The organism is Photobacterium kasasachensis (assembly GCF_050336885.1).
Classification (GTDB): domain Bacteria; phylum Pseudomonadota; class Gammaproteobacteria; order Enterobacterales; family Vibrionaceae; genus Photobacterium; species Photobacterium kasasachensis.
In genome coordinates this window covers 757,703-782,910 of record NZ_JAKJSH010000004.1, presented here as the reverse complement: position 1 = coordinate 782,910, position 25,208 = coordinate 757,703, and the positions used below count along the sequence as shown (strand labels likewise).

Annotated in this window: 19 protein-coding genes; 10 read left to right on the top strand and 9 right to left on the bottom strand. The window is 50.4% G+C overall.

Features of this window, described 5'->3' with window-relative positions; genetic code table 11:
* Position 1: 1 nt before the first annotated feature.
* Positions 2–271, bottom strand: a complete 270-nt coding sequence (locus L4D19_RS03235; RefSeq protein WP_428451169.1) for a hypothetical protein — start codon at positions 269–271, stop codon at positions 2–4.
* Between the two features lie 15 nt (positions 272–286).
* Positions 287–1,093, bottom strand: coding sequence for a hypothetical protein (locus L4D19_RS03230; protein WP_428451168.1), 807 nt, complete (start codon positions 1,091–1,093; stop codon positions 287–289).
* A 505-nt stretch (positions 1,094–1,598) separates the two neighbouring features.
* On the opposite strand from L4D19_RS03230, the gene L4D19_RS03225 reads away from it, so the two are divergent.
* Both L4D19_RS03225 and L4D19_RS03220 read left to right on the top strand, forming a co-directional pair.
* Positions 1,599–2,732 (top strand): hypothetical protein, encoded by a 1,134-nt coding sequence (locus L4D19_RS03225; protein ID WP_428451167.1) that lies wholly within the window; start codon positions 1,599–1,601, stop codon positions 2,730–2,732.
* Positions 2,733–3,022: 290 nt separating this feature from the next.
* Entirely contained in the window at positions 3,023–3,556 is a 534-nt protein-coding gene (locus L4D19_RS03220) for an NADPH-dependent FMN reductase (protein WP_428451166.1), read from the top strand.
* Positions 3,557–3,658: 102 nt separating this feature from the next.
* On the opposite strand, the gene L4D19_RS03215 is transcribed toward L4D19_RS03220, so the two are convergent.
* Both L4D19_RS03215 and L4D19_RS03210 read right to left on the bottom strand, forming a co-directional pair.
* Positions 3,659–4,837, bottom strand: coding sequence for a dicarboxylate/amino acid:cation symporter (locus L4D19_RS03215; RefSeq protein WP_428451165.1), 1,179 nt, complete (start codon positions 4,835–4,837; stop codon positions 3,659–3,661).
* A 366-nt stretch (positions 4,838–5,203) separates the two neighbouring features.
* Positions 5,204–7,051, bottom strand: a complete 1,848-nt coding sequence (locus tag L4D19_RS03210; protein ID WP_428451164.1) for a M3 family metallopeptidase — start codon at positions 7,049–7,051, stop codon at positions 5,204–5,206.
* A 331-nt stretch (positions 7,052–7,382) separates the two neighbouring features.
* Between L4D19_RS03210 and L4D19_RS03205 the strand changes: the two genes are divergently transcribed.
* The 4 genes from L4D19_RS03205 (at position 7,383) to L4D19_RS03190 (ending at position 13,609) form a co-directional block, all read left to right on the top strand.
* A complete protein-coding gene (locus L4D19_RS03205) occupies positions 7,383–7,571 on the top strand; it encodes a hypothetical protein (RefSeq protein WP_075764608.1) in 189 nt (62 codons plus the stop codon).
* A gap of 204 nt (positions 7,572–7,775) precedes the next feature.
* Positions 7,776–11,126: a S41 family peptidase gene (locus tag L4D19_RS03200; protein ID WP_428451163.1), complete on the top strand. Its 3,351-nt coding sequence runs from the start codon at positions 7,776–7,778 to the stop codon at positions 11,124–11,126.
* A 324-nt stretch (positions 11,127–11,450) separates the two neighbouring features.
* Entirely contained in the window at positions 11,451–12,437 is a 987-nt protein-coding gene (locus L4D19_RS03195; protein WP_428451162.1) for an ornithine cyclodeaminase family protein, read from the top strand.
* 47 nt (positions 12,438–12,484) lie between these two features.
* Positions 12,485–13,609, top strand: coding sequence for an aminotransferase (locus tag L4D19_RS03190; protein WP_428451161.1), 1,125 nt, complete (start codon positions 12,485–12,487; stop codon positions 13,607–13,609).
* Positions 13,610–13,653: 44 nt separating this feature from the next.
* On the opposite strand, the gene L4D19_RS03185 is transcribed toward L4D19_RS03190, so the two are convergent.
* Together L4D19_RS03185 and L4D19_RS03180 are read right to left on the bottom strand one after the other, a co-directional pair.
* Positions 13,654–14,295, bottom strand: coding sequence for a helix-turn-helix transcriptional regulator (locus L4D19_RS03185; RefSeq protein WP_428451160.1), 642 nt, complete (start codon positions 14,293–14,295; stop codon positions 13,654–13,656).
* Between the two features lie 97 nt (positions 14,296–14,392).
* Positions 14,393–14,782 carry a hypothetical protein gene (locus L4D19_RS03180; RefSeq protein WP_428451159.1) on the bottom strand — a complete coding sequence of 130 codons (390 nt, stop codon included), beginning with the start codon at positions 14,780–14,782 and terminating at the stop codon, positions 14,393–14,395.
* A gap of 124 nt (positions 14,783–14,906) precedes the next feature.
* Between L4D19_RS03180 and def the strand changes: the two genes are divergently transcribed.
* The 3 genes from def (at position 14,907) to L4D19_RS03165 (ending at position 16,522) form a co-directional block, all read left to right on the top strand.
* Positions 14,907–15,434, top strand: coding sequence for a peptide deformylase (def, locus tag L4D19_RS03175; RefSeq protein ID WP_428451158.1), 528 nt, complete (start codon positions 14,907–14,909; stop codon positions 15,432–15,434).
* 56 nt (positions 15,435–15,490) lie between these two features.
* Positions 15,491–15,703 carry a dodecin gene (locus L4D19_RS03170; RefSeq protein WP_428451157.1) on the top strand — a complete coding sequence of 71 codons (213 nt, stop codon included), beginning with the start codon at positions 15,491–15,493 and terminating at the stop codon, positions 15,701–15,703.
* A 291-nt stretch (positions 15,704–15,994) separates the two neighbouring features.
* Positions 15,995–16,522 (top strand): cysteine hydrolase family protein, encoded by a 528-nt coding sequence (locus tag L4D19_RS03165; RefSeq protein ID WP_428451156.1) that lies wholly within the window; start codon positions 15,995–15,997, stop codon positions 16,520–16,522.
* A gap of 84 nt (positions 16,523–16,606) precedes the next feature.
* Here L4D19_RS03165 and L4D19_RS03160 read toward each other — a convergent pair whose 3' ends face one another.
* The 3 genes from L4D19_RS03160 to L4D19_RS03150 form a co-directional block, all read right to left on the bottom strand.
* Positions 16,607–17,617 (bottom strand): ParB/RepB/Spo0J family partition protein, encoded by a 1,011-nt coding sequence (locus L4D19_RS03160; protein WP_428451155.1) that lies wholly within the window; start codon positions 17,615–17,617, stop codon positions 16,607–16,609.
* 1,160 nt (positions 17,618–18,777) lie between these two features.
* Positions 18,778–21,927, bottom strand: a complete 3,150-nt coding sequence (locus L4D19_RS03155) for an efflux RND transporter permease subunit (RefSeq protein WP_428451154.1) — start codon at positions 21,925–21,927, stop codon at positions 18,778–18,780.
* A complete protein-coding gene (locus L4D19_RS03150; RefSeq protein WP_428451153.1) occupies positions 21,927–23,003 on the bottom strand; it encodes an efflux RND transporter periplasmic adaptor subunit in 1,077 nt (358 codons plus the stop codon). Before L4D19_RS03150 ends, L4D19_RS03155 begins: the two co-directional genes overlap by 1 nt.
* A gap of 225 nt (positions 23,004–23,228) precedes the next feature.
* Here L4D19_RS03150 and dhaR point away from each other — a divergent pair, with 225 nt between their 5' ends.
* The gene (gene dhaR, locus L4D19_RS03145; protein WP_428451152.1) at positions 23,229–25,184 is read left to right on the top strand and encodes a dihydroxyacetone kinase operon transcriptional regulator DhaR; all 1,956 of its coding nucleotides are present in this window, start codon (positions 23,229–23,231) and stop codon (positions 25,182–25,184) included.
* Positions 25,185–25,208: the final 24 nt, after the last annotated feature.

Genomic DNA, 25,208 nt, shown 5'->3' with positions numbered 1-25,208 from the left:
CTTAGCTGGGCAATAGGATCTGCATTGAGAGGAGTTGTTCGATAACTCTCGCCGCGGATTGAGGATGCTCGCTTATAAAATTGTCAACTTCATTAGCCAGCGTATCCGCTTCACTTAAGCGTTCTAGCAACCCCACAACAGAGCGATCACAAAGCATCGACTCAGTGGTAAACGGGCTGTAAACCACACAGCGTGATTGATGCATGAAACTGCAGGTGGCTAAAGAAAACTCGCCGTTTAACACCATATGCTCGGGCAAACTGTTCGGCATGTGCCTCCCTATCGGTTAGCTCCACATCCGTAACTGGCTGATTATATCCGTAAACGCTTTTTTCACCGCAGGCGAACGCTCGTCAACACTGCCGTGGGTGTTAAGCTCATCGGCCAATTTTGACGCCAGTACCATGATCATTTCAATCACCGCACTCTCTACTTGCCGGGTATTGTAGGGATACCGAATGACGCTGGAGGAGAAAAAAGCATTCAGATAGGCAGCCACCAGCACCTGGTGAAACTGCCTGGGCCGCAGAGCCACCTCGGTCGTTTCGCCAGAGGCGCCCGACTCCGTAGGCTCAAACGTCAGCGCCAGCCTGAACTGGCCTCCGCCATGAGCGCCAAGTACATGTTTGATCCTCACATCACTGGATTGCTGAACGCTAAGCTTAAATTTCCAGCCTTTCAGCGGAACATTCTGCCAATGATAAAAAGGGTTAAGAAACAGCTGATTAAAATATGTACTGCCGCTAATTTGACTATTGTTTAACGCTTGTCTCAACGGGTATGTACTCTCTCCCTGGCGGCTGCGAATAACTTGGCTCCAGCGCTCGGGACCAACGGCATCATTACTGCATAACTGAGGATTAGACGCATTGCCCGACACCATGATGGAACAGTTTTGCCCACCAGCTCCGCTTCCCCAACCAGCATGACTTTTCAAAGAAAACAGTACCGGAGATATAGCAGCAGAAGTGTGCAGAAAGCGACGGCGAGAAAAACGGGATCGACCCTCCGCTTCGGGTCGAGCGACAGCATTACCGGCAGATTTTTTATCCTGCCCACTATCATCCTGAATAGCCGACTTATCTTGATTCATAATAGCCTCTAACACGACAACCCAACAACGGGATCAAACTTCTACCACATAAACGTACAAGAAAAGTAAAGTTCATATTGGTAGGCCTTGCAAGTTTATTTCAGAGGAAGAGATCCCTATTAATGTGCCCAAATTTAACTACTTATCTAATCATATGACTGTCATTTCCGCCCTGTCGCTCAGCACAATTAGCAACAGACTTTCTGAATCAAAACGTTACATCTGGATTATAGGATTTTGTATCACTCTTGATGACAGAGCCATTCATATCTCCGTTCAAAATACATAGCAGACTAGATCACACTTTGCTGTTTTTTTACTCAAATTCTCAATATTGGTAAAACCTTCACGAACACAATACCTTGCCTGACCTATCACCTTTTGGCGCTTATGCCGTGCACAAAATCATGACAAAAAGCTGACAAAAGGAGATGTTTTTTTGTCCACAATGCTTCGTGTCAAATTCAGCAGAACGTGAAAAATAATGAAATATCAAAAGCTTATAATGAAATCAGGTGCACTGGCTTGTGTATTGCTTCTCTCCGCTTGTGGCTCAGGTTCAACCTCTCCATCAAGCGCAGACTCAGGACAATCTGGTGGTACACCGAGTATTCCTAACGGAGGAAACCCAACTAGCCCAGGCACCGGAACACCGGGGAATCCAGACACTGTTATCCCAGAAAAACCGACAACTCCGGTCCCACCCGTCCAGGATGCGGTCATTGTCGTTGACGGGAAAACCTACAACTCTATAAGCCAAGCCGAAAGCGCAATTCAAAATAACAGCCTGGTGCAGTTTGGCAGCGGCGTGTTTACACAAGGAATGACCATTCGAGCTGACAACGTCAGACTGGTAGGCAGTGACGGTACCCACTTCAAGGGCGCACAGGTTCAGAACAAAGCGACTTTTGTTATCGCCGGTGACAGCGTCAGCATGGAGAACATTGAATGTAGCGGCGTCAGTGTACCGAACGAAAACGGAGCCTGCATCCGCCAGGAAGGCAAAGATCTTCACCTAAGCGGCGTCTACTTTCACGACAGCGAACAAGGGATCCTGACCGCCAAAAACACCGGCAGCCTAGTCATTGAGTACAGTACTTTCGAAGGATTGGGTAAGGGCGGACTAGCCCACGCCGTATACAGTGCCAATGACCGCCTGGAAATTCGCTACAGCAAATTCTACAAATCAAAAGATAACGGTCATGAGATCAAATCCCGGGCCAAGGAAACCCTGATCGAGTACAGCGAAATTGCATCGCTCGACAGTAATGACAGCCGACTGGTTGATATATCCAACGGCGGCAAGCTGACCATCCGAAACAGCATGCTAGAGCAAGGGCCAAATACTGCTAACTTCCAGGTGATCGGCTTTGGTATGGAGGGTGTCGATCAAGGCGTTACTCAGTCGGTCGAGCTGACCAATAACATCATCCTGATGGAAAGAGCAAAGGGCAATGTCTTGCTGGGTCTACCTTCTGGCAGTGGCTCGTTCCAAATTTCCATCACAGGTAACGACATCATCGGTACACCGTTCAATGACAAGGCCGAGCATAATATTGAGCAGAACAACAATATTTATGACAGCCGTTCAGCCTACGGACTTGGCGGCTTCCCGGCACTACCGAGCATCGGTCTTTAATACCAGCATAAGTTTCACAGTTTCTGCGTTGTGGCTAGCGGATCCAATATGGGTCCGTTACCATTCGCAGCCTGACCTCATTTATATCCTCCTCTATACAACTCCAATTATCCTCATTTCTAGTGCCTCTCAGCGAACTTCTTGCGATACACCAAACGCTTCCGGCCAGCAAATCTGATACCCGATATTCTCTTCCTATACCCCAAAGGAAAGTTGCTACACTCAGAAGATTGATTTCTCATCGAAAGCACAACGACGGCGCTGACCTTCAGTCATGAGGAGAGATAAACATGAAAATTCTTGCTTTTGCTGCAAGCACCCACCAAAAATCAATCAACAAACAGCTCATTCATTATGCCAGCCAGCTGCTGGACAAAGTACAAGTTGAAATATTGGATCTCAACGATTACGAATTACCGCTATACAGCCAGGACAAAGAGGAAGAGCTTGGTCATCCCCAGCTGGCCAAAGACTTTCTCGCAAAAATCGACGACAGCGACGGCGTGCTGATCTCATTTGCCGAGCATAACGGCTCGTATGCCGTCGGCTACAAGAACATCTTTGACTGGTGCTCGCGTATAGAGCCAAAAGTCTTTCAAAATAAGCCGATGGTACTACTTGCCACTTCACCAGGCTCGATGGGCGGAGCCAGCGTACTGGCAGCGGCGGTGCAATCTGCCCCCTACTTCAACGGTATCGTCAAGGCCAGCCTGTCGATCCCCAGCTTTTACGATAACTTCGATGCCGATAAACAAGCCCTGCGGCATGATGAGCTTAACGAGCAGCTCAAAGATGCTGTCAGCCATTTGAATCACTTGAAGTGAACCCGGTTGAGCCAGACCCCGAGATTAAAGAAGATTTTGTACAAAAAAAAGCCACCTCGGCGGGTGGCTTCATAATCTCAATTGTTGCTAACGAAAGGGCTTTTAGCCAGCGCGCAGCTCAGACTCCGCAGGTGCTGGGTGCTTCTGGGCAAACTTGTTGACCCACAGCGAAATAGCGCCGTCACCGGTGATATTACACGCGGTACCAAAGCTGTCCTGTGCCATATACAGGGCAATCATCAGCGCCAGCTCTGCCTCGCCAAAGCCCAGCATAGTCGACATCAGGCCCAGCGCAGCCATCACGCCGCCGCCCGGCGCACCCGGTGCAGCAATCATCGTAATGCCCAGCATCATGATAAATGGCAGCATTTCAATCAAAGACGGCAGGGCAATGTGCTGGCTAAGTGCCATGACCGCCGTCGAGCAGGTGATAAGGGTGATTGTCGAACCAGACAAGTGAATAGTAGCGCACAGAGGAATAGTAAAGTTGGCAATCGACTCATTCACGCCGTTGTTCTTGGTTTGACGCAAGGTAACAGGAATGGTCGCAGCAGAAGACATAGTTCCAATCGCGGTAAAGTAGGCCGGCAGCATATTTTTGATCAGCTTCAGCGGCGACAGGCCCAACGCGATACCAGTCAGAGTATACTGGATAGTGATCCAAACCCAATGCATAAACACAGCCAGTGCCAGCACGACTCCAAAGGTCTTCAGAGTCGTAAACACCGTCCCTTCTGCTGCCATTTCGGCAAAGATCCCGGAAATGTAAAACGGAAGCAGCGGAATAATCACTTTCGACAGCAGCAAATCAATAATGCCACGACCATCATCGGCAATCTCTTTCAGCCGAACACTGTTGGTGATGCTGATCCCCAGTCCGAATAAAAAGGCGGTTGCCAATGCTGTCATCACGCCAAACATTGGCGGAATTTCCAGGCTGATAAAGCTGGTCAGTTTTTCACCGGCATCAGCGGCTGCCTGATCCGGCGCCGGCAGGCCGGCAATCACCGAGCTGGCGACGATAAACGCCAGGCTACCGGCAAGCACGGTTGAACCATAGGAAAGCGCAACGGTTTTACCCAACAGGCTACCAGAGTTCTTTGGCAAGCTCGCGATACCGCTGGTTATGTAGAACAGAATAATCAAAGGGATGGTAAAACCAATCAGCTGACCACCGAGCAGTTTTACAGTCAGCAAAATACGCACTACGGCATCGGGGGCAAAAAAACCGATTAAAATACCGGCGATAATGCCGGCAATTAACTTCAAAATAAGCTTCATTAAAATGTTTCCTGATGTGTGTTTGGTAACGGCGAAATCCAGGAGTGATAAATAATCCATCTATATGCACTTGCTGGCATGATGTTTTTAGAATATGGATAACCCGGAATATTATTTCAGCCGTAGAGTCTATTTAGCATCTTTATACTTGCGTGTCACTTTTTTTGAAAGTTTGCTGATAGATTTTAATCACCAGAGAGCTTAATGAGGAAATAACAAAGGGGGGAGATCTCGTGAGCACCGTACTGAATGAAAACAGAAAATATAGCCGTAAGAATGCTCTTGAAGGGACAAGATCAGCCAGCACATATAGGGCTGACTGATCCTCTATAGCCTGATATGGCCTGTAATACGTTAACCGCTTGGCTAGCGGCCGTAAGTCGACACTATATATTGCTCGAACGTGTCGCACATTTCGCTGTCAGAACTCTCGTTAGAAGCAAGCTGAGCGGCACCATCAACAATACGGATCGTGGCATTCAGCGGGGCAACCTCAGCACGGGTTCTGCTTTTCAGCGCTGCTATTTTCTGCAGTTCTGCTTCCCATGCCTGTTCGGCAGACAGGTTGCATTCATCAGCAAGGTATTTGGCGTTGAACCCCTCTCCCGTCAGGCTCAGAATGGTCGCGTTATGATTGACACTGTTTCCGCCGTGCCAGTAGTGTTTCGCCAGTTGCGGTCCGATCTGCGGATTATCGGTTAAATACCCAAACTTCTCGGAAAAATAAGCCCTTGTCTGATAAACCGCCATATTCGCCAGCAGGTAACCTTGGTAGGCACAGGCCGCCTCATCCGACAACAGGTGTGGGATCGCCATCAGCGGGCGCGGGCTGCACGCCAGACCAAGGATCTGTTGCTCGGTTGTTCTGGCCAGTTCGGTCACCGCCTCAGCTGTCAGTTCGTCATCGCTCAAACGATACAGGGCCCGCTCAAAGTAAGGTACCACCAGAATACTTCTCTCACCGTATGCTCTGAAGGGCTGCTTGCTGTCAATCATTGACTTGATCACGGCGTCCGGGACGGCATTGCCATCGGCGTCCAGCGCATACTGCTTCAGCCAGTCGGCATCACCAAGCAGGCTATCGCAGAACATCGACTGAGTCTCGGCATAGGCCATTGAGGTCGGCGCGAACTCCTGCGAAAAACACGGTGCATTCATCTTCACATTGGAGAAATGCGCAGCGTGCCCGCCTTCATGGAACAAGGTGTTGATACCGTCATACCCGCTACCAACCTGATCCGGCTTGGCATTGCTGGTGAAATTGACCTTGGCGGGAACCCAGCATCCCTGATCATAAAATGACGGTACCGGACCATGACAGAAGCCATTTTGATATTTACCCTTGCGATCAAGGAGGTCCAACGTCAGCTCAGCGCCCGAATAATCGATATTCAAACGACCGAACGACTCGACCCAGCGTCGCAGCGACTGAGAGAACGGCACATAGGGATCCAAATCCCGCATCGCATCTCCCGAGAACGAGAACACAAAGTTATAGCCGAACAAGGCTTGCTCACCCTTGGCATCAGCCAGCTGACGCAAGCTGCGCAAATGACTATCTCGGGTCCGGGCTTCAAAATCCTCCAGAATCGCGAATAACTCTGCCGTCGTCATCTGTTCGGTTTTGACCACCGAGTAATCAAAAAAGTTGTCATAACCCAATGACCGGGCGAACTCGTTACGCAGTTTTACCAGATCCAAAAAGCCGTTTCCAAGCAGCCACTGCTCCAAATCAAGCAAGGCCTGATGCGATGAGCGACGAACCTCTTCATCACTGCTGGTACGAATATTGGCCGCAAGTACAGGGAGTGATCCTTCCGCCTGATTGCCGTTCTCATCCACATAGTTCATCACATGGTTTTGTTTTTTCTCAAACAAATCCGCCTCGAACTTAATCAGCTTGGCTTTTAGCGCCTGCGCCTGCTCTGACTCCAGCGCATGAGCCTGAAACATATTCAGCCAGCCTTCGAGTCCAACCAAGGTTTGCGTTTTCTCGTCAGAATCGGCAAGCAACTCGGCTGCCGCTATCTGCTCTTTCAGCTCGGTGATCCGGGCAGGAGTACTCAAAAATGCCGCCCACTGCGTTTCTGCCCGGGCAGAACCCTCATGGTCATCACTCGTTCCCATGTAAGTTTCCCAGAAGAAATCTTCTTTGGCCCGGTGCAAAGATAAATAACGCTGGTTCAGTGATTCAAGATAGGCTGATGCTGTCATTTGTATCCCTATAAATGTAAGTTCTTGATCATTTTAATGTATTGTCTCATAGCCAATGATAATGCAATCTAGATAGCCCGCAAGCGCAGTCACATTTTCAACCAACAGAGATTCGCCCGTTGCGCTTTACATTGTAAATCCGTATTGCCAATAGATTCAGCCCCGCTTAAGCCACAGTGGCATATCATAGTTCTCGAGCCCATTGTTTAGCCTATTAACCATAGCGTGATGGAACATCCCTGCGACAACACTACATGCAAATCACTGCTACGTTTAAATTTCGAACTGGTCAATCTTTGACTAATTAGGTCTACAAGCGCGGAGGAAACACATGAAAAAAGTTATCGCATTACTTTGTTGCATTGTCTTTTCTGGCTTAGCCTTTGCCGAAATGGGAGGAGGTAGCAGAGTTACCGTCCCTCACATTATCTGCATGCAAGACGGTAAGATGATAAGTACGACTGCGATCCCTGTTACCGAATGCAATAAACTCAAAGCGGAAAAAGCCGAAGCTAAGTAGCAGGCCGATTCATCCGTTCATCTCTTTTGGCCGGCACTACGCCGGCCTTTCTCTGCACCAACCCTTCATGACAAATATATACACAATTCAAATGTTGAATGATCGGTCATTCGTGATATATATGAACAACGTTCAGTATTAACCAAAACCAATAACACTTGAACGTCACTTGCTATCTTTATTGCGACAAACAAGGATCCAGTCATGAGACCATTCGCGCGCTGCTCATTGCTCGCCGCCCTTATTGCCAGTTCATTGTCACCGGCCCTGGCTGCCGACTCCCCTTCCCCTGCCGAGCCACAGAATCAAGCCCCGCTCTGGTTACGAAATACGGCTATCTCACCGGATGGCAAGCAGTTGGCGTTCACCTACCAAAGCCGTATCTATCTTGCGTCCAGCGATGGTGGCAATGCGCGGGCCATCACCAGTGGCGAGTTCTACCCGCATGCCCTGGTATGGTCACCAGATAATAAAACACTGGCTTTTGCTGCCAACCCGTACGGTAACGATGATGTCTTCACTGTGTCATTACAAAGCGGAGAGATGACCCGCCTCACCACCCATTCTGCCAACGACATTCCTACCGCCTTTTCCGATAATGGAAAGTCCGTGCTGTTCAACACCACACGTCTAACGGCAGAACAGCAGGATTTTTACAGCTTGCCGCTGTACTCGTTCGGCACCTGCGGTAACCAGCTGTACCGTGTAAATATCAACAATAAAGTCGCTCAGGCTCTGATGCCGATCCCGGCCAAGCATGCGGTGTGGAACGCCGGGAAAACACAGCTGCTCTATAATTCTCCGCACAAGGATCAGCAATTTAGAAAGCACCAGAACTCTTTTGCTGTCCCTACTATCTGGCTATTTGATGCTAAGACAGGGAAACACCGTCAGCTAACTGAAAATAGAATTGCCGCCCAGCAACCGCTCTGGAACAGTGACAACAGCGGTTTCTACTTCCTGAGTGAGCGCAGCGGCAGCTTTAATGTCTGGTTTTATGAATTGGCCACAGGCAAAGAAATACCAATCACCACCCTGGTCGATCACCCTGTCCGTCACCTGTCGGTATCAGCCAATGATGATCTGGCGTTTTCCTACAACGGGGAATTGTACCGGCTAGCAAAAAACCAGGCGGAACCACAAAAGCTGGCCATCAACATCCGCAATTTCGCCGCCGCCCCAAGTCAGTTCTTCTATAGCAATGATGCAACCCGGTTTATGCCTTCTGTCTTTGATGCCGAAGAAATACTCTTTAGCAGCTATGGCGACATCTACGCCATGAATACGCGGAACGAAAAGGTCAAACGACTAACCCATACCGCCACGGAAGAAAAGCAGATGGTCTTCACTCCTGACGGCTATGGTGTGCTGTACTCAGCAATGCGCAACGGTCATTGGGGGCTGTATCTGGCTCGCTCGTTCAGCGAAGAAGAAATGTTGTCCAGCACCGCGATGGTTGAGGAGCAACCTTTTCTTGTCATGACGGGACACGATATTTCACAGCCGGTTTATTCACCAGACGGTCGCAAGCTTGCCTTTGTCATCGACGGCCGGGCCCTGCATGTCATCGATCTCGACAACTACGACGGCAATAACCCGCAATCGGCCGACTTCGAAGCCGGGCCATCGCTCCTTACTGCCCCCGATGATGCCGATACACAAACCAACGCTAGACCGGGTACCGGCAAAGAGCTGATTGCCGCCGAGATGGTCAGCGAATCGAACCGCCTGGAGTTTGTGTGGTCGCCCGACTCGACCCAGCTGGCCGTTCACCTCTCGCCTCGTCCCTACGTAGAACAAATCTATGTTGTCGATGCAGAAGGGAATAAGGCGCCGGTCAATGTATCGCAAAGCGGCTTCTACAATGGCAAGCCCAAGTGGAGCCAGGACAACCGCATACTGACTTGGACAACCTCAAAATTCGGCCTGAAAACTGCCGATGGTGAAGACTGGGACGAAACGGTCACCGGCATTTTTACCAACAACACAGCCATGCAAGACTTCAAGGATGACCGTGAGCTGCCCGAAGAGACCGAGCACTATCCGTTCTCGGCCAGTAACCTCGAATATCGGGATGCCTTCCACCTGCCATTTTCCAGCCAGGTACTGGAAACGCACTTGCTGGGGGATCACCTGTTGGTCATCGACCTGATGGCTTCTCCTTCCGGTGACGAGACCACTCGCGGCTTCCTGTATAACGTCCGTACTGCGGAGTCACATACTGTGTTTACCGATCTCCCAATGGCAAGCGATGTCTACATCACCGCAGACCAGAGCTTTGTCTATCTGCTGGCTGACGGCGAAGTGTTTGAGGTCGATACAGCAACGGGCGATTCAGTCAGCTTACCTATCGATCTGCCTGTTGATTACCAGGAGGCACCGAGGAAACTGGCCGCCTACCAGCAGTTTGTCCGCCAGACACAAGAGATGTACTACCGACCAGACATGGGCAATATCGACTGGGCCTTCTACAGCGAGCACTATCAGCGCTTTTTGCCGCACATCAACAATGACCGTGACTTCGTAAATGTGCTCAAAGAACTGAGCGGAGAGCTGAATGCCTCTCACACCGGTGCCTATGCCATGCCTGCAAATACCATGCGCGAAGATGCGACAGCAGAGCTCGGGCTGATCTTCGACCAGCATGTCGCCCCGGCTTCCCTCACCTCTGGCAAGGGGAATAAAGGCAAAGAAGCCCAGCGTGAAGGTCTTACCATTCACGGTATTCTTCCGGGCGGCCCGGCGGACAACGACGCTTATGGTATTCAGCCCGGTGATCGAGTTGTCGCGCTCAACAACAGGCCGGTCAAGACTCTGGCGGATCTGGCCGATGCACTGAACAACAAAGCCGATCAACCCGTTGCTCTGACTTTGCAGCGCGGCAATGATAATACCTGGCAGCAACGCATCACTCCGATAGATAGCGACGAGGCCTACTCGCTGATCATGAAACGCTGGGAGATCGCACGCCGGAATTATGTCAGCCAGCAAACCAGCGATAAGGTGGGTTATGTCTATCTGCCAGATATGAGCAATGCGTCCTTCCTGCACCTGAGATCGGAGGCACTGGGCCGACTGAGAAATGCTGATGCCCTGATCGTCGACGTCCGCTTCAACGGCGGCGGCTTCCTGGCAGATACCCTGATTGAGTTTCTCACCGCACGCAAAGCGGCTGACATTGTGCCCCATATCGGCCAACCGACGTCAGATGCCAGTCGTCGCAGCTGGCTGAAACCTTCCGTGGTAATAGCAAATTCCGGCTCGTATTCGGAAGCATCGGCCTTTAGCCAGTATTACCAGGATCTGAAGGTAGGCCCGATTGTCGGGGAGCCGGTACCAGGCACCGGCACAACGGTAATGGGGTTAGAGTCTCAAGTCTATCAGGGTATCGGCTATATGTTCCCGTACCAGCCGCTGCGTACTCTCGACGGAAACCTGTATGAAAACCTCGAGCTTCAGCCCGATGTCGCCGTATTTAACCGTCCGTCAGAGATTGCCTCAGGCAAAGACAGCCAGCTTGATGCGGCTATCAAGGAGGCGCTAAAAAGCCTATAGGCCAAGTAACTAAATTTACGCCGTACAAAACCAGGTCGTGCCGCTGAGCCGGCCTGGTTCACCTTTTATCCCGCTCACTGACACTTTTTAGCGCGTGCAAAGCAAACGCTAGCCTTACAAGCCAACAGCACCCTCACTGCTCGCAAAGCCATCAGATAACACTAGCCCGTCCGCTTACCAGCCAGCTCTGTTTTTGTCTGAAGCAGGCTTCAAAAGGTATCTGGATCTCAAAAAATCTATAAAGTATAAATTATACTATTCAGTACAATTTGTACTTTGTGGTATAAATGCGTTATGTTTCAATAAAGACAAACGAGAAAAATCATGCAAAGCCACCCTACTGAGATTGCCAATAACATAGCTAAGCCATTGATTCTTTGTGATGAAGAAGTTCGCGACCTGTTGCCGCAACTCGATGTTCAGGGGCTCATGAAGTCCCTGTTCCTGGCGTTAAGTGACAATACGGCAGTCCAGCCGCCACAAACGTTAGCCCTGCTTCCCAATAATGCAGGTGACTTCATCACCTATCTGGGCGCCATGGCCAAAGAAGCAGTATTCGGCGCAAAACTATCCCCTTACCTGATCACCGAGCAACAGCCGATTATTACCGCCTGGACCAGCCTGATGTCGATGCAAACCGGCCAGCCTTTGCTGTGGTGCGATTCAAGCCAGCTAACCGTGGAGCGCACCGCTGGTACCACAGCGCTGGCCATTGACTACCTGGCACCTGAAAACAGCAGCCACTTGGCGCTGATCGGAGCCGGTAACGTTGGCCTGGCGCACCTTCGCCACGTACTGCAATTACGCCGCTGGCAAACAATCAGCCTGTATGCACCAGAGCTGGCCGATAACCCGGCGCGCCGCGGTGAAATAATGAGTATCGATCCCCGGATTCAGATCGCAACAGATACGAGCCACTGTACGAAAGAAGCCGATGTGATCATGCTTTGTACTTCTTCTGCCCAGCCGGTTATTTCACTGACTGACATCAAACCATCGGCTGTTATCACCTCAATCAGTACCAATGCAGCCAATGCCCATGAGGTACCGCCAGAGCTACTCAGTCAGGCCGACGTGTATTGCGATTACCAACAGACAACGCCTGACAGTGCCGGTGAAATGTGTCTTGCAGCAAGCCAGCACGGTTGGGATAGATCGCAGATCAAGGGCGATCTGGCAAGCCTGGTTGCACAAACCTGTCCGCTCCCCGATTATGATAAGCCGGTCTTTTTCCGTTCAATCGGGTTGGGACTGGAAGATGTCGCAATGGCCTACGGGATCTGGAAACTGGCGACCCAGCAACTTCGGTAAACACAGAATAAAAACGCTGTATTTGAATTAATTGATAAGGATAGACCATGAAAATCAAAGAGTTTGGTGTCGAGATCTGGATGAACGACTATGAAAATACTTGTCGATATAATCTGGCCGAAACCTGTGTTGAGTCACTCACCGTCGAACAACTGCTGGAGATGTCAGGCAAGCGTGACACGATATTAGATGAACTATTGCCGATGAAGCTGACTTACGGCGCCATTGAAGGCTCTGATCGGCTGCGTGACAACATCATCTCGCTCTATCAGAAACAGAAGCGCGACAATATCTTGATCACCCACGGCGCTATCGGAGCCAACGCCCTGGTACACGAAGCCCTGGTTTCCCCGGGAGATCGGGTAATCGCCGTCTTGCCGACCTACCAACAGCACTACTCTATCCCGGAAAGCTACGGGGCTGATGTTCACATTGTTAAGCTAAAAGAAGAAAACCAATTTTTACCTGATCTGGACGAGCTGCGACAACTGGCAACAGAAGGCACCCGGCTGATAGCGATCAATAACCCGAACAACCCGACGGGCGCATTGATGGATGAAGCTTTCCTGGAGCAGGTGGTTGACATTGCTCGCTCCTGCGGTGCCTACCTGCTTTGTGACGAGGTCTATCGCGGCACAGACGAAGAGGGTAACGGTTTCACCGCTTCTGTGGCCGATCTTTATGAAAAAGGGATCGGCACCAGCAGTATGTCGAAAACATTTTCTCTGGCCGGGTTGCGACTTGGCTGGCTAGCCGGGCCGCTTGAAGTGATCAAGGCGGTCTGTATTCACCGTGACTACAATACCATCAGCGTCGGCATGCTTGATGATCACTTTGCCTCTATCGCCCTGGAGTGCCGCGACGCTATCCTTGAGCGTAATCGCCATATCTGCAATACCAACCGGGAGATGCTGGATGCCTGGGTAGCCAAGGAGCCGTTGATTTCCTACATCAGGCCCAAGTCAGGCACCACAGCATTGCTGAAGTATGATCTGGACATGTCATCACGTGATTTCTGCGTAGGGCTGCTTGAAGCAAAAGGAGTTATGTTTACGCCCGGCAGTGTGCTGGATATGGAAGGTTATGTACGTATCGGCTATGCCAATAATCCGCAAGTGCTAGAGACCGGGTTGGCAAAAGTATCGGAATACCTTGCTGAGCTGCAAGGCTGACAGGCTGAAGGGGCAATGTGACATTGCCCCTGTCTTGATCGGTACTAACTCTTGTTCTTTATTTCCCGCAGATAATTAAAAACAGTAGCCCGCCCCATGCTAAGCACATTGGCAATATAGTCTGCCGAATTTTTGCCGTTAAACGCCCCTTGCTCATACAGGGCTTCGACCAGTTGACGCTTATCTTTTCTTGAAATTACCGAGAGCGACAGGTGGTGGCTGGCTAGCCAGTCATGGATAAAGCTGTTGATTTTTTCCTGCCAGTCATCATTAAACAGTTTTTCTGGCTGGGGGATCAGATTCTTTGCCGGCAAAAGCAGATCCAATACAGCCCGGGCGGATTCGATCGGCGTGGTATTCATATTAATACACAGCATTCCGATAGGGGAATTGGCATCATTACGTAGTACCACACTGGTTGAGCAAATCTTCTGCCCGTCCCAGTTGAGTTTCTCGTAAGGGCCTATCACGGATTCTGTCTGGTCAAAATTAACATCGTCAAGTGCAGAAGGATCGCCAATTTTACGCTTGGAGATATTATTGGCGATATAGGCCACGCTCTGGGTTGCCAGATCATGGATGATGACCTCGACATAATCCGAAAACAATAACGCGATACCGTCGGCGACAGGCGCGTAACGCTGTATTAATAACTCAGCACTTTGCTGTTTTTCTTGTGGCGTCATTTTCTGAGTAAACTCAATAATCTCCAATCATGGAGGGCATACTACCTAGCCGTAATACCATTGTATAGAGTGGAAAACTATCCCTGCTGCCAAACCGCTAGTAGCTCAGCTCAAACACCACAGAGCCGCTGTCAACCTCAAGGGCCTGCTGATCGATCACCTCGCCGCCCGCCTCTACCGAAATACTAAAATCCTCGGTGGCATTAAATTTCAAACCGGCCCCAAACTCAGTCGGATCAACTTGGTTTCTGTCCTGATACACACTGCTCTTATCGACCATCATATTGCTGACAGGTCTGTCACCCCCACCAATAAACTCTAGCTTTTGCTCAGAGGCTGCCTTATCAACAAAAATCTCGCCCAATTCTCGCTCTTCTGCCTGCACAGCGAAAGAGAACAACAACGCTGCAACTACAATTTCAATACGCACCTTCATCCCCCCAATACCCATGAATACACAAGCAGTTTTAAGCTCAATCTTCCTCATTAAATAACCTAACGCAAGAAGAAAAACAAGCTTACTACTTGCAATATGACAGCAAAGAAACCGTTCCTATCGCTCGCAATTACACGTACGCTTATAGCAAGGCTCTTGCATCAGGAATCCTATTATGTCTGTCACCTACCCACTCGAAATAGCTCAGCTTGGCAACCCCATCCTACGCCAGTTGGCGACACCGCTGACCCCCGGCCAGCTTAAGAAATATGCACCGTTCTTTGCCGCGTTGGAAAAAAAGATGCTGGAACACAATGGCGTCGGCATTGCGGCCCCGCAGGTCAGCGAGTCTGTCCGGGCATTTATCGTTGCATCGAGTCCTAATCCTCGATACCCCAATGCACCGCACATGGAGCCAACGCTAATGCTCAACCCCGAACTGATCTGGTCAAGCAAAGAGACGGAAAAAGACTGGGAAGGTTGCCTGAGCATTCCCGGCATGCGAGCCAAAGTCAGCCGCCACAAAAAAATCGAGGTGCGATATACCACCATCGACGGTCACGAGGTAAAAAGTCACATGGAAGGTTTTATTGCCCGGATCTTCCAGCACGAACTGGATCATCTCAACGGGATCGTCTTTCTCGACCGGGCCGAAAAGCATGATTACGCCACCGAAGCGGAATTTATGAAGATCATCAGCTAATTTTTACTTACCACAGTTTCAGCATCGCGCTGCAACACGTCCACAAGGGGTAAGTGATGTCCGACCATATATACAAAATGATCGAGCTGGTAGGCTCGTCTCCGAACAGCGTCGAAGATGCCGTCAACTCGGCTCTGACCAAAGCCAACAATAGCCTCAGCAACATGCGCTGGTTTGAAGTCTGCGATATCCGGGGCAACATAGAAAACGGCCAGGTCGACCACTGGCAAGTCACCATTAAAGTAGGATTCACCCTCAAGGAAGACTAACCCTTTAAGTTCCGTAAATTAAAACGGGCTGACAGATTACGGAAGAATTATCAGCCCAACCTTCCCTGCACTTCCCGCCATATACCTATTGTGAAGCGCGCTTTTTTGTAAAGACACAAGCTCATTATTCAATCACCACTTTTTTATAACCCTAAGCAAACACAATTTGTCAGTTTTGCCCCCTAATAAGTCAAATATGCCACTCATCGTCTCAAACCGGTATTGTCATACTGTGCCTTGTCACTGCACAGCACAGCTGTGATTCACAACGAGCATTCACGGGAGCACACCATGACTCAGCACGCCGGCAAGGCCCTTATTATTATTGATCCACAAAACGATTATTTCCCGGAAGGTAAATATCCGCTGTGGAACACAGAGTTAACACTGGCAAATATCAGAAAGGCTATCAGGCGCGCCAAGCAGCAGGATATACCTGTCATTATTGTCCAGCATATTGCCAGCAGCGACAGCGTTATTGCGCCATTTTTTAACGAAGGGACCGAAGGCGCAGCAATCCACCCGGAGATAACGGCAGCCGCCCCAGCAGCCACCATTGTTACCAAAAGGTTCGCCGATAGTTTCGAGCAGACCAATCTGGCACAGGTACTGGCCGAGAAGGATATTAATGAACTACTACTATGCGGAATGATGACTCAGAACTGCGTCACCCACACAGCCATCTCAAGGCAGGCAGATAATTACACCGTCTCAGTACTGACCGACTGTTGTACCACCGTCGATGAAATGATCCACAATATCGCCCTGAATGCGATGTCAACACGGGTTCGACTTCTGACTATGGAGCAGGTCATTTAAGAGTACATTAAATGGCCTCGATGCTTACAGTTGAAGGTGCATAATTTTTACAGGTTATGGGGTAAAAAAATTTACCCCATAAATCTAATTAAACAAATTCATTCCATGCCGGTTCAGCACATCGGTCAAGTCGTCGATGCAACCCTTAGAGGCATTTTTAATATCAATTTGAATACGGCCGGCTTTAACACTGGCTTTTACTAAAGAACCATTCTCTAACTTTCTATACTTTTGTCCCGTGGTGTTATTATCATTTCCCACAGAGAAAACCTCTATTAAAGCATTTATCACTAACGAATTTGCTGATTGCGCACTGGACGATTCTGCAATTTCATTCTCAAGGAATCGAATTGCATTTTCACAATCTTCCTTCTTCGCACTCAGTTGAAGTTGAGTTAATGGCCGTATCGACTTGTCTAGTTTAGAAATTAAGTCTTTACCTAAATCCGAAGGACTCGGAATAAGATTAATTAACCATAAAGGTAACGCCGCTGCCTTTAAACCGATACTGACTGTCGCAACGTTTATTCCATTCTCCTTCGCCAAGGCCGATGCATTCTTATATTTTTTGTTTTGTAATAACTTTTTCCACTCCATTCCTCGCTCGATAAGCGACAGTGGCTTAAACAAGTTCGTATCATTTGAAAGCTGAGAAGCTGTCGTGTGATCAATGTTTCCCTTGCAGACATACACAGAAAAGGACTTCCCGGCCAAGTGGCAGGCCATCCTTCTCTGCGAGCCATCAATGATTTCGATCTTACCCTGAGGCCCCGCCTGGCCAATGGCAGGGTAAACCTGACCTTTTTCTCGGATTTTTGCTGTAAGCTCCCTCACCGACAGCTCATTAACAAAACGTTGATCTCGCTGGTTTTCCTCAGTAACAGTCGTTTTTGTTATCACCTCATCCGGTGCTATCTCTACCAATCTAAATTCAACTTTCTTGTTATTGATATTCAAATAAACAGTTGACTGCCGCGATTTAAGTATCTCGCTGGTGGTACTTCTTGTCTTATTTTCTGAAATATTTGTTTTTTCAACAGCTTTAACCTTCCTAATACCTTGTATTTCAGAAGGTTCTTGAGGCTTTTTTTCCATCACTGCATTCCTGGCTCAACTTATACAAAAAGAAACTCTAAGTTGTATATATGGATAATAACAATTGGCTCTCCTTGAGCTTGTTTGAACTTCATTATTATTACTGAGAGCGTAACCATTAAGTACTCAGTAAAGACGCTACTAAATTGAAATAGGCACTATTATCTTATTGAAATACATAATTATATTAATCAACACTCATATTGTTATGCCGTAAAAACAGAGTACATTCTCACCAATAAAATACGATGATAAAGAAGTCTTTCGTTTTATGTACATTTCTCTAAGTACACAACGATTTCATAGAAGGTTATAATTAAACCTTATAAAATGATTTTATACCGATATGGTATCACCTATCCAGATTAAATCGTTAAATTTGACAAACTAAAACGTATTGCCTTATTTACATTCAAATTCTCTCTCGCTTATTGCCTGACTTGTTGAAGAATATTAATAACTCCAGCCCTATATTCAGTTCAAACTAAAACCATATTGACTCACAATTAGACAGTCACTTTCCTGCTTGTACTGATAATTCACAGCAACAGAGTCTCTCTCACCACAGCCCGCTCCTTTTCCACTTGTATATGACTGTTTTAATCCTTTTTTTATAAATTGTCGTTAATATTTGGAACAAATATCACGTTTTGTGACCCGGACATATACCCAAAGGTGCATAATAAAAATATTAAATTGATGAAGAAAAGCATTAACGAAAAGCAAGAATCTTAATATTTTACCAAGTAGCCCCACCACTCATTTAGCACCTTATATTAAAGCAACTCACGACTATTCTTAGGATGTAATAAGTAATGATTAAACATTAACAGCAGGTGAATGATGTGAAGATGTTCTGAGCTTACACAATGCAATAAGCAAACAACCATTCGGTTTTATGGTTACGATAGTTTATCAACCACACCAGGTAATACAGGCCGAAGATCTTACCTGCCAACATTACTGATTTGACCTCTCCCAAGCTTCATCTGGCTGTCATATTCACTATCGATACTATATCCACACTTTGATTGGTACTAACCTGAACTGAAGGCGATGGATAGTAAAATGCATAGTTTAAACATTGTTCCAAACAACACCCCAGAGACAGCTCAGCAAAGCAGAGCTCAACAACAACCGATGGGGTTTAGTGAATTTAATCACTGTATTGATATTCTATTATCGGGTTTACCCTGTTTTCTAAACTCAACAGTATTATCTTCAGCCAATTGTTGTTCCAGCTCACGTGCCACAAACTCTGGGCTGCTGGTATGCCGCGCCAGCAAACTATAGACAACGGGGATCACCAGCAAGGTAAAAAAGGTCGCAACCAGTATTCCTGTCAATACCACGATACCAATCACCAAACGCGTTTCAGCTCCCGCACCAGAAGCCAGGATCAAGGGAACAGCGCCGGCAGCCGTGGTGATCGCCGTCATCAGAATCGGCCGTAACCGAGCCGCAGAGGCCTCTACAATAGCCTGTTCAAACGTCGTCCCCTGATCGCGCAGCTGATTGGCGAACTCAACAATCAAGATGCCGTTTTTCGCCGCCAGCCCGATCAGCATGATAATTCCGATCTGGGAATATATGTTCAGGCTTTGATCGGTAAAATATAACCCCAGCAATGCCCCGAATGTGGCCAGTGGCACCGTCAGCATGATCACCAACGGGTGAATATAGCTTTCAAACTGTGCTGCCAACACCAGAAAAACCACCACCAACGCCAGGGCAAACACAAACAGTACCGAGGTGCTGGAATCCTGATAATCCTGCGACGCACCTTTGTAGTTTACAACCGCATCGGCTGGCAGGTATTGCCGGACCAGATCATTCAGGTATGCCAGCCCTTCTCCCAGGGTATAGCCTTCTGTCAGATTGGCCTCAATGGTGATCGCTCTTACCCGGTTATAGCGGTTAAGCTGGGGGGCACTGGCAAATTCAGTTACGGTGATCAGACTGGAGAGCGGGATCAGCTCATCACTGCGATCAGAGCGTACATACAAATTACTGAGATCCGCCGCCGTATTTTGTCTTTCGCGCTGTCCCTCAATCACCACGTCATACTCTTCGCCACGCCACTTGTAGGTCGTCACCAGTCGCGAGCCAAGCATCGACTCCAGGGTCTGGCCAATTTCTCGCAGCGACACCCCGAGATCCCCGGCCCGGTCACGATCTATCAGGATCCGCAACTGGGGCTTGGTTTCCTTGTAATCATGATCCACACCGGTCAGCCGCGAATTGACGGCGACTTCATCGAGCAAGATATCCCGCCACTGAGCCAGCTCTTCATAACTGCCGCCCCCCAAAACAAACTGCACCGGTTTGCCGACCCCTCGCCCGAACGGCTGTCGCATCACCGGAAAAGCCCGAACTCCGGCCAAGTCAGACAGACGACGGCGAATGTCACCAATAATAGCCGAGGCCGAGCGCCGCTTGGCCCAGTCTTCAAGCACGACAATGGCAAAGCCGTTGGAAAAATCCTCAATCCGCCCCCATCCTCGCGGGGCACGTACCAGCAGGCGCTTGATTTCGCCGGATGCCACCAGAGGCATTAACCGGTGCTCAATCTCATTCATGTACGGCTGCATGAACTCGTAGCTCGCTCCCTGCGGGCCGTTGATGATGATAAACATCGCTCCCCGATCTTCCCTCGGGGCAAACTCCGACGGGATCCGACTCGCCAGCCAGCCACTGCCGGCCAAGGCCAGCACCATGACCCCGGCAATCAGATAGGGACGCTTGAGCCAGCTATCTAAGACCTGGCGATAAAAGGCGGTGACTGCAGCCAATATACGGCCAACCTTCCTCACCAGCCAAGGTTCATGCTCGACCTTTCGCATGATCTTGGACCCCATCATCGGGCTCAGCGTCAGGGCAACCAGCGACGACAAAATCACGGCAGTACTGATAGCTATCGAGAACTCGCGAAACAGCTTGCCCAGATCGCCTTCCAAAAAGCCCACTGGCAAAAATACCGATACAAGAACCGCCGTTGTCGCAATAATCGCAAAACTCACCTGACGGGCCCCCAGAAATGCGGCTTTAAGCGGCGGTTCTCCCAACTCGATCCGACGATGAATATTCTCCAGCATCACAATCGCATCATCGACGACGATGCCGATAGCCAAAATCAGTGCCAGCAAGGTCAAAAGATTGATGGTAAAACCCAATGCATACAGCACGATAAAGCTACCGATCAATGACACCGGCAAAGTCAGCGCGGGGATCAGCATCGCACGGACGCTGCCGAGGAAGAGATAAATCACCAAGACCACCAGCAACAGGGCAATACACAGGGTTTTATACACTTCGTCTATCGAGGCCTGGATAAATACCGATGAATCATAGGATCGCTTGATTTCCATCCCCTCGGGCAGGGTAGGATTGAGCCTGTCGACCAGTTCATTGACAGCCTTGGCCACCTGCAGGGTATTCGCGGTCGATTGCCGGTTTATCCCCAGCCCGATCATGTCCTGGGTGTTACCGCGAAAGGTGATACGCTCCTCTTCGGCGGCCAGATCAACCCGCGCGACGTCACCGAGACGGATCAGGTAACCATCAGACCCGGCCCCTACCACCAACTTGGCAAAGTCTTCCGGCGCCACGAAACTGCGCTGGGTACGGATAGAAAACTGCCGGCTCTGCGATTCAAGGGAACCTGCCGGCAGCTCGACATTATCGGCCCTCAGGGCATCTTCGATGTCTGCCACGGTCAAGCCTCTGGCCGCCAGCTTCTGCCGGTCGAGCCAGATCCGCAAGGCATATTCCTTGCCGCCGCCAATCCGGATATTGGCCACACCGTCGATCACTGAGAAGCGATCGACAAGGTAGCGCCGGGCGTAGTCGGTCAGCTCCAGGGTTCCCATCCGGTCGGAAACAAGATTCAGCCACATGATCACTTCCGAGCTCCCCGCCGCTTTTTGTACTTCCGGCGGCTCGGCCTCTTCCGGCAGATTGTTCAGGATCCCCGAGATCCGATCCCGGACGTCATTGGCCGCCGCATCGATATCGCGACCAATTCCAAACTCCAGGGTGACCGTCGATCGACCGTCGCGGCTTTGCGAGCTGATATTTCGGATCCCTTCCAGGCCGGAGATCCTGTCTTCCACCAGCTGGGTAATACTGGTTTCGACAATCGCTGCCGACGCCCCGCGATAGTTGGTCGAGACAGTAACAATAGGCGGATCGATATTGGGGTACTCGCGCAGCGGCAGCTTGTCATAGGCCACCAGGCCGAAGGTGATCAGCAACAGGCTGATCACCGAGCCAAACACCGGCCGTTTGACCGATATATCCGTCAGCAACATCAGCCCGCCTCCTGGTAGCTAAACCGCTCGCTGGTGCGGGGCTCGACAACCTGGCCCGGCCTCACCCGCTGGATGCCCCGGGTGATAATTTGCTCGCCCTCTGCCACGCCCCCGAGAATCTCGGCTTCCCCCCGGCTGCGAAAGCCGATATCAACCTGGCGCTGTTCAACGACATTGTCACTGTTGACGACAAATACATAATTATGACGTTGACGGGGCACCAAGGCCTCTTCCGGCACCACCAGCCCCAGTCTCTTCTCGACAATCAGACTCAGGGTCATGAGCATTCCGGGGCGGAGCATTAAATCAGGGTTGTTAATTTCGGCCCGCACGACAATCGCCCGCGTCAGCGGGTTAACCCGGCTGTCGATGCCCGTTACGCGACCGGCAAACTGGCGCTTGGGAAACGCAGCAACCTGTCCCTCGATGTCCGATCCCAGCCGCAGTTGACCGATAAACTGCTCCGGAACCGTAAAATCAAGCTTCACCTTGGCCAGATCATCGAGTGTCGTGATCACCGTTCCGGGTGTTAACAGCGCTCCGGGGCTGATCTGGCGAAACCCCAGCACCCCGGCAAACGGGGCCTGAATAAATCGGGCATCCAGCTCAGCCTGATTCTGCGCCAGCACCGCGCGGGCGATCTCGATATCGGTATAGAGCTTATCCAGCTCGGAGCTGGCAATCGTATTGCTCCTGACCAGCCCTTCAATCCGTTTATACTCGCGCTGCTGCTCTTTCAGGTTGGCCTTGGCAGCACGCACCTTGGCCTTCTGCTCCCCCGATCTCAGGGTGATCAGCAAATCACCGGCACTCACCAGTTGACCGTCACGAAAGTGAACCTGCTCAACTTTCTCGGTAACCTTTGCCGACAGGACCACCGACTCACGGGACTTTATCGTCCCCAGCGCCTCGACTTCGCGCCGGACACTCTGGCGGCTCACCACCGCCACCACAACACTCGGCGTACCGCCACCTCGCGATGCCGAAGGCCCCTGGCTGCGTCCCTGTTCCTTATACCAAACCCCGGCCATCAGGCCGGCCAGCAATATCATGCCGATGATCAATGTTGTTTTCATGGTCCCTGCCTGAAAAAAGGAGTACCTGCGCCACCGTACCCCCAGCCTGATTGGTAGTTGTTTTTTAAGTATAGTGCGGTGATAACTAACTGATATCACTAAACAGGAAACAGACGAACACCCGTTTTTCCGCCCTTGAATCCATCGTTTTCCAATCCGGGCATCATTCTTTTGCCGAGCATAACGCTACAATGCAGACACAATGAATCAGTCGCTATATTTTCTATGCACCCTCGCCAAGCATTGACCAAGGCCATTTGGCACGCATTTGTCTCACAGCCGTCTGTCGAGGCCAGCCTTCCCGATATTGATCCGCATTTACAGCAGGTCTGGGCACGATGCCGCCGCCAGCAACGCCATGATCACTGGCCAAGGCCTCACCGTGCCAAGGGGGTCACCTTCGATTCGATTCTGAAAAGCAAAGCAGCTTTGATGAATGTTGCCGTACCGGCGATAGAAGATATTTACGAATACCTGGAAAACGACAGCTGCGCCTTGCTGATCTGCGACGAAACCGGCTGTACCCTCTACAGCTGTGCGACTGACGATATGCAGCATAAACTCCATGAGCTCGGGATTCAGGAGGGTAGTTACTGGCGGGAAGGTATTATCGGCAACAACGCGGTCTCCAGTGCCAGGCACCTTGCCAAGGCCACTCAGACCATCGGCTATGAACATTTCAAGCAGGCACTGCACGACTTTGCCGTCTATGCCGCCCCGGTGTTTGACGGTAACGGCTCGGCGCAGGGCTGTATTGCCCTGGTGTTGCCGGCCGAGAAAGCAAGTGTGTCTGCTCTGGGTCTGATCCACTCTGCCGCCCGCGACATTGCCAGCCAGATGCGCGCCGACAATATGCTGACGGAATCAAACCAGCACCTGTCCGAGGTACATGTTCTGCTGGAAGGTGTGGCAGAAGGTGTGCTGGCCTGGTACCCCAACGGAAAAATCCATTACCTGAACCGCAAGGGACGCGAGTTGCTAGGGCTGGGTGCCGGGGAGTCAGGCAGGGATATCAGCACCGTGATGACACTGCCGCAGAGCATCCAGCAAGCCATCAGGCGCGGCAAAGGGGTTGATATGGTTGAAACCACCATCGAGTGCAAGGGCAAGCTGATCCCCCTGGTGGTATCGCTCAAAATTGTCAAAAATGATCAGAATGAAACCCACTGCTACATTGCCCTGCTCTACCCGCTCAAACATATTCGAGATCTGATCCATCACCACGCCGGCAACCGCGCAAGGCTGACATTCGACGATATCATCGGAGTATCTGACGCCATGCAACGGACAATACGCCAGGCTCGCCATGCGGCCAGAGGGCGCGGCCCCGTTCTGCTTCACGGCGAGGATGGGCTAGGGAAAAGCCATCTTGCCCAGGCCATTCACAACGCCAGCGACAGGCAGGATCAGCCATTTATCGCCATCAACTGTCAGGCTATCCCCAAGGAACTGATGGCCACGGAGTTTTTGGGCGCCATACAGGAAGGAGACAGTGCCGCGGCATCGAAATTCGAACTGGCCCACGGCGGTACCCTGTTTCTCGATCAGGTGGAGTGCCTGTCTGCCGAGGTACAGGCCGCCCTGCTTCACTTGCTAAAGACCGGTCTGCTCAACCGGATGAACGGCAATATTGTGTCGATCGACGTCCGTATTATTGCCTCGTCGACCATCGATCTCGCCCAGGCTGTCACGGAAAAACATTTCCGCGCCCAATTACTCTTGGAACTCCAGACGTTTGATATTCCGGTCCCGCCACTCAGAGAACGTCGGGAAGATGTGGCGGCGCTGGTGGAAAGAAACCTCATGCTTCTCACGGCCGAGAAAAAACACCCTTTACATGCCGGTCCGGACGCCATGTCGTATCTGGAGAACTACCGCTGGCCCGGTAACCACCGTGAACTTCGCAATGTTATCGAACGAGCCGCCAACTTTGCCCAAGGCACGCTCATTGAGGCCGGCGATCTGCCCGACAGCATCCTGCTAGCAACGGTACAAGTCACCGACAATGCGCAGCCGCAATCTTCCAATAATCTGGCAGATGCAGAGCGAAATACAATTATCCGCTCTGCCATCCTCTGCCGTGGAACGATCAGCAAGATGTGCGACGACCTTCAGATCAGCAGAACCACGCTATGGCGCAAGCTGAAACACTACGGCCTCGAGATGAGTGATTACAAGTAGCACATATACCCATGCTGCCTCAAG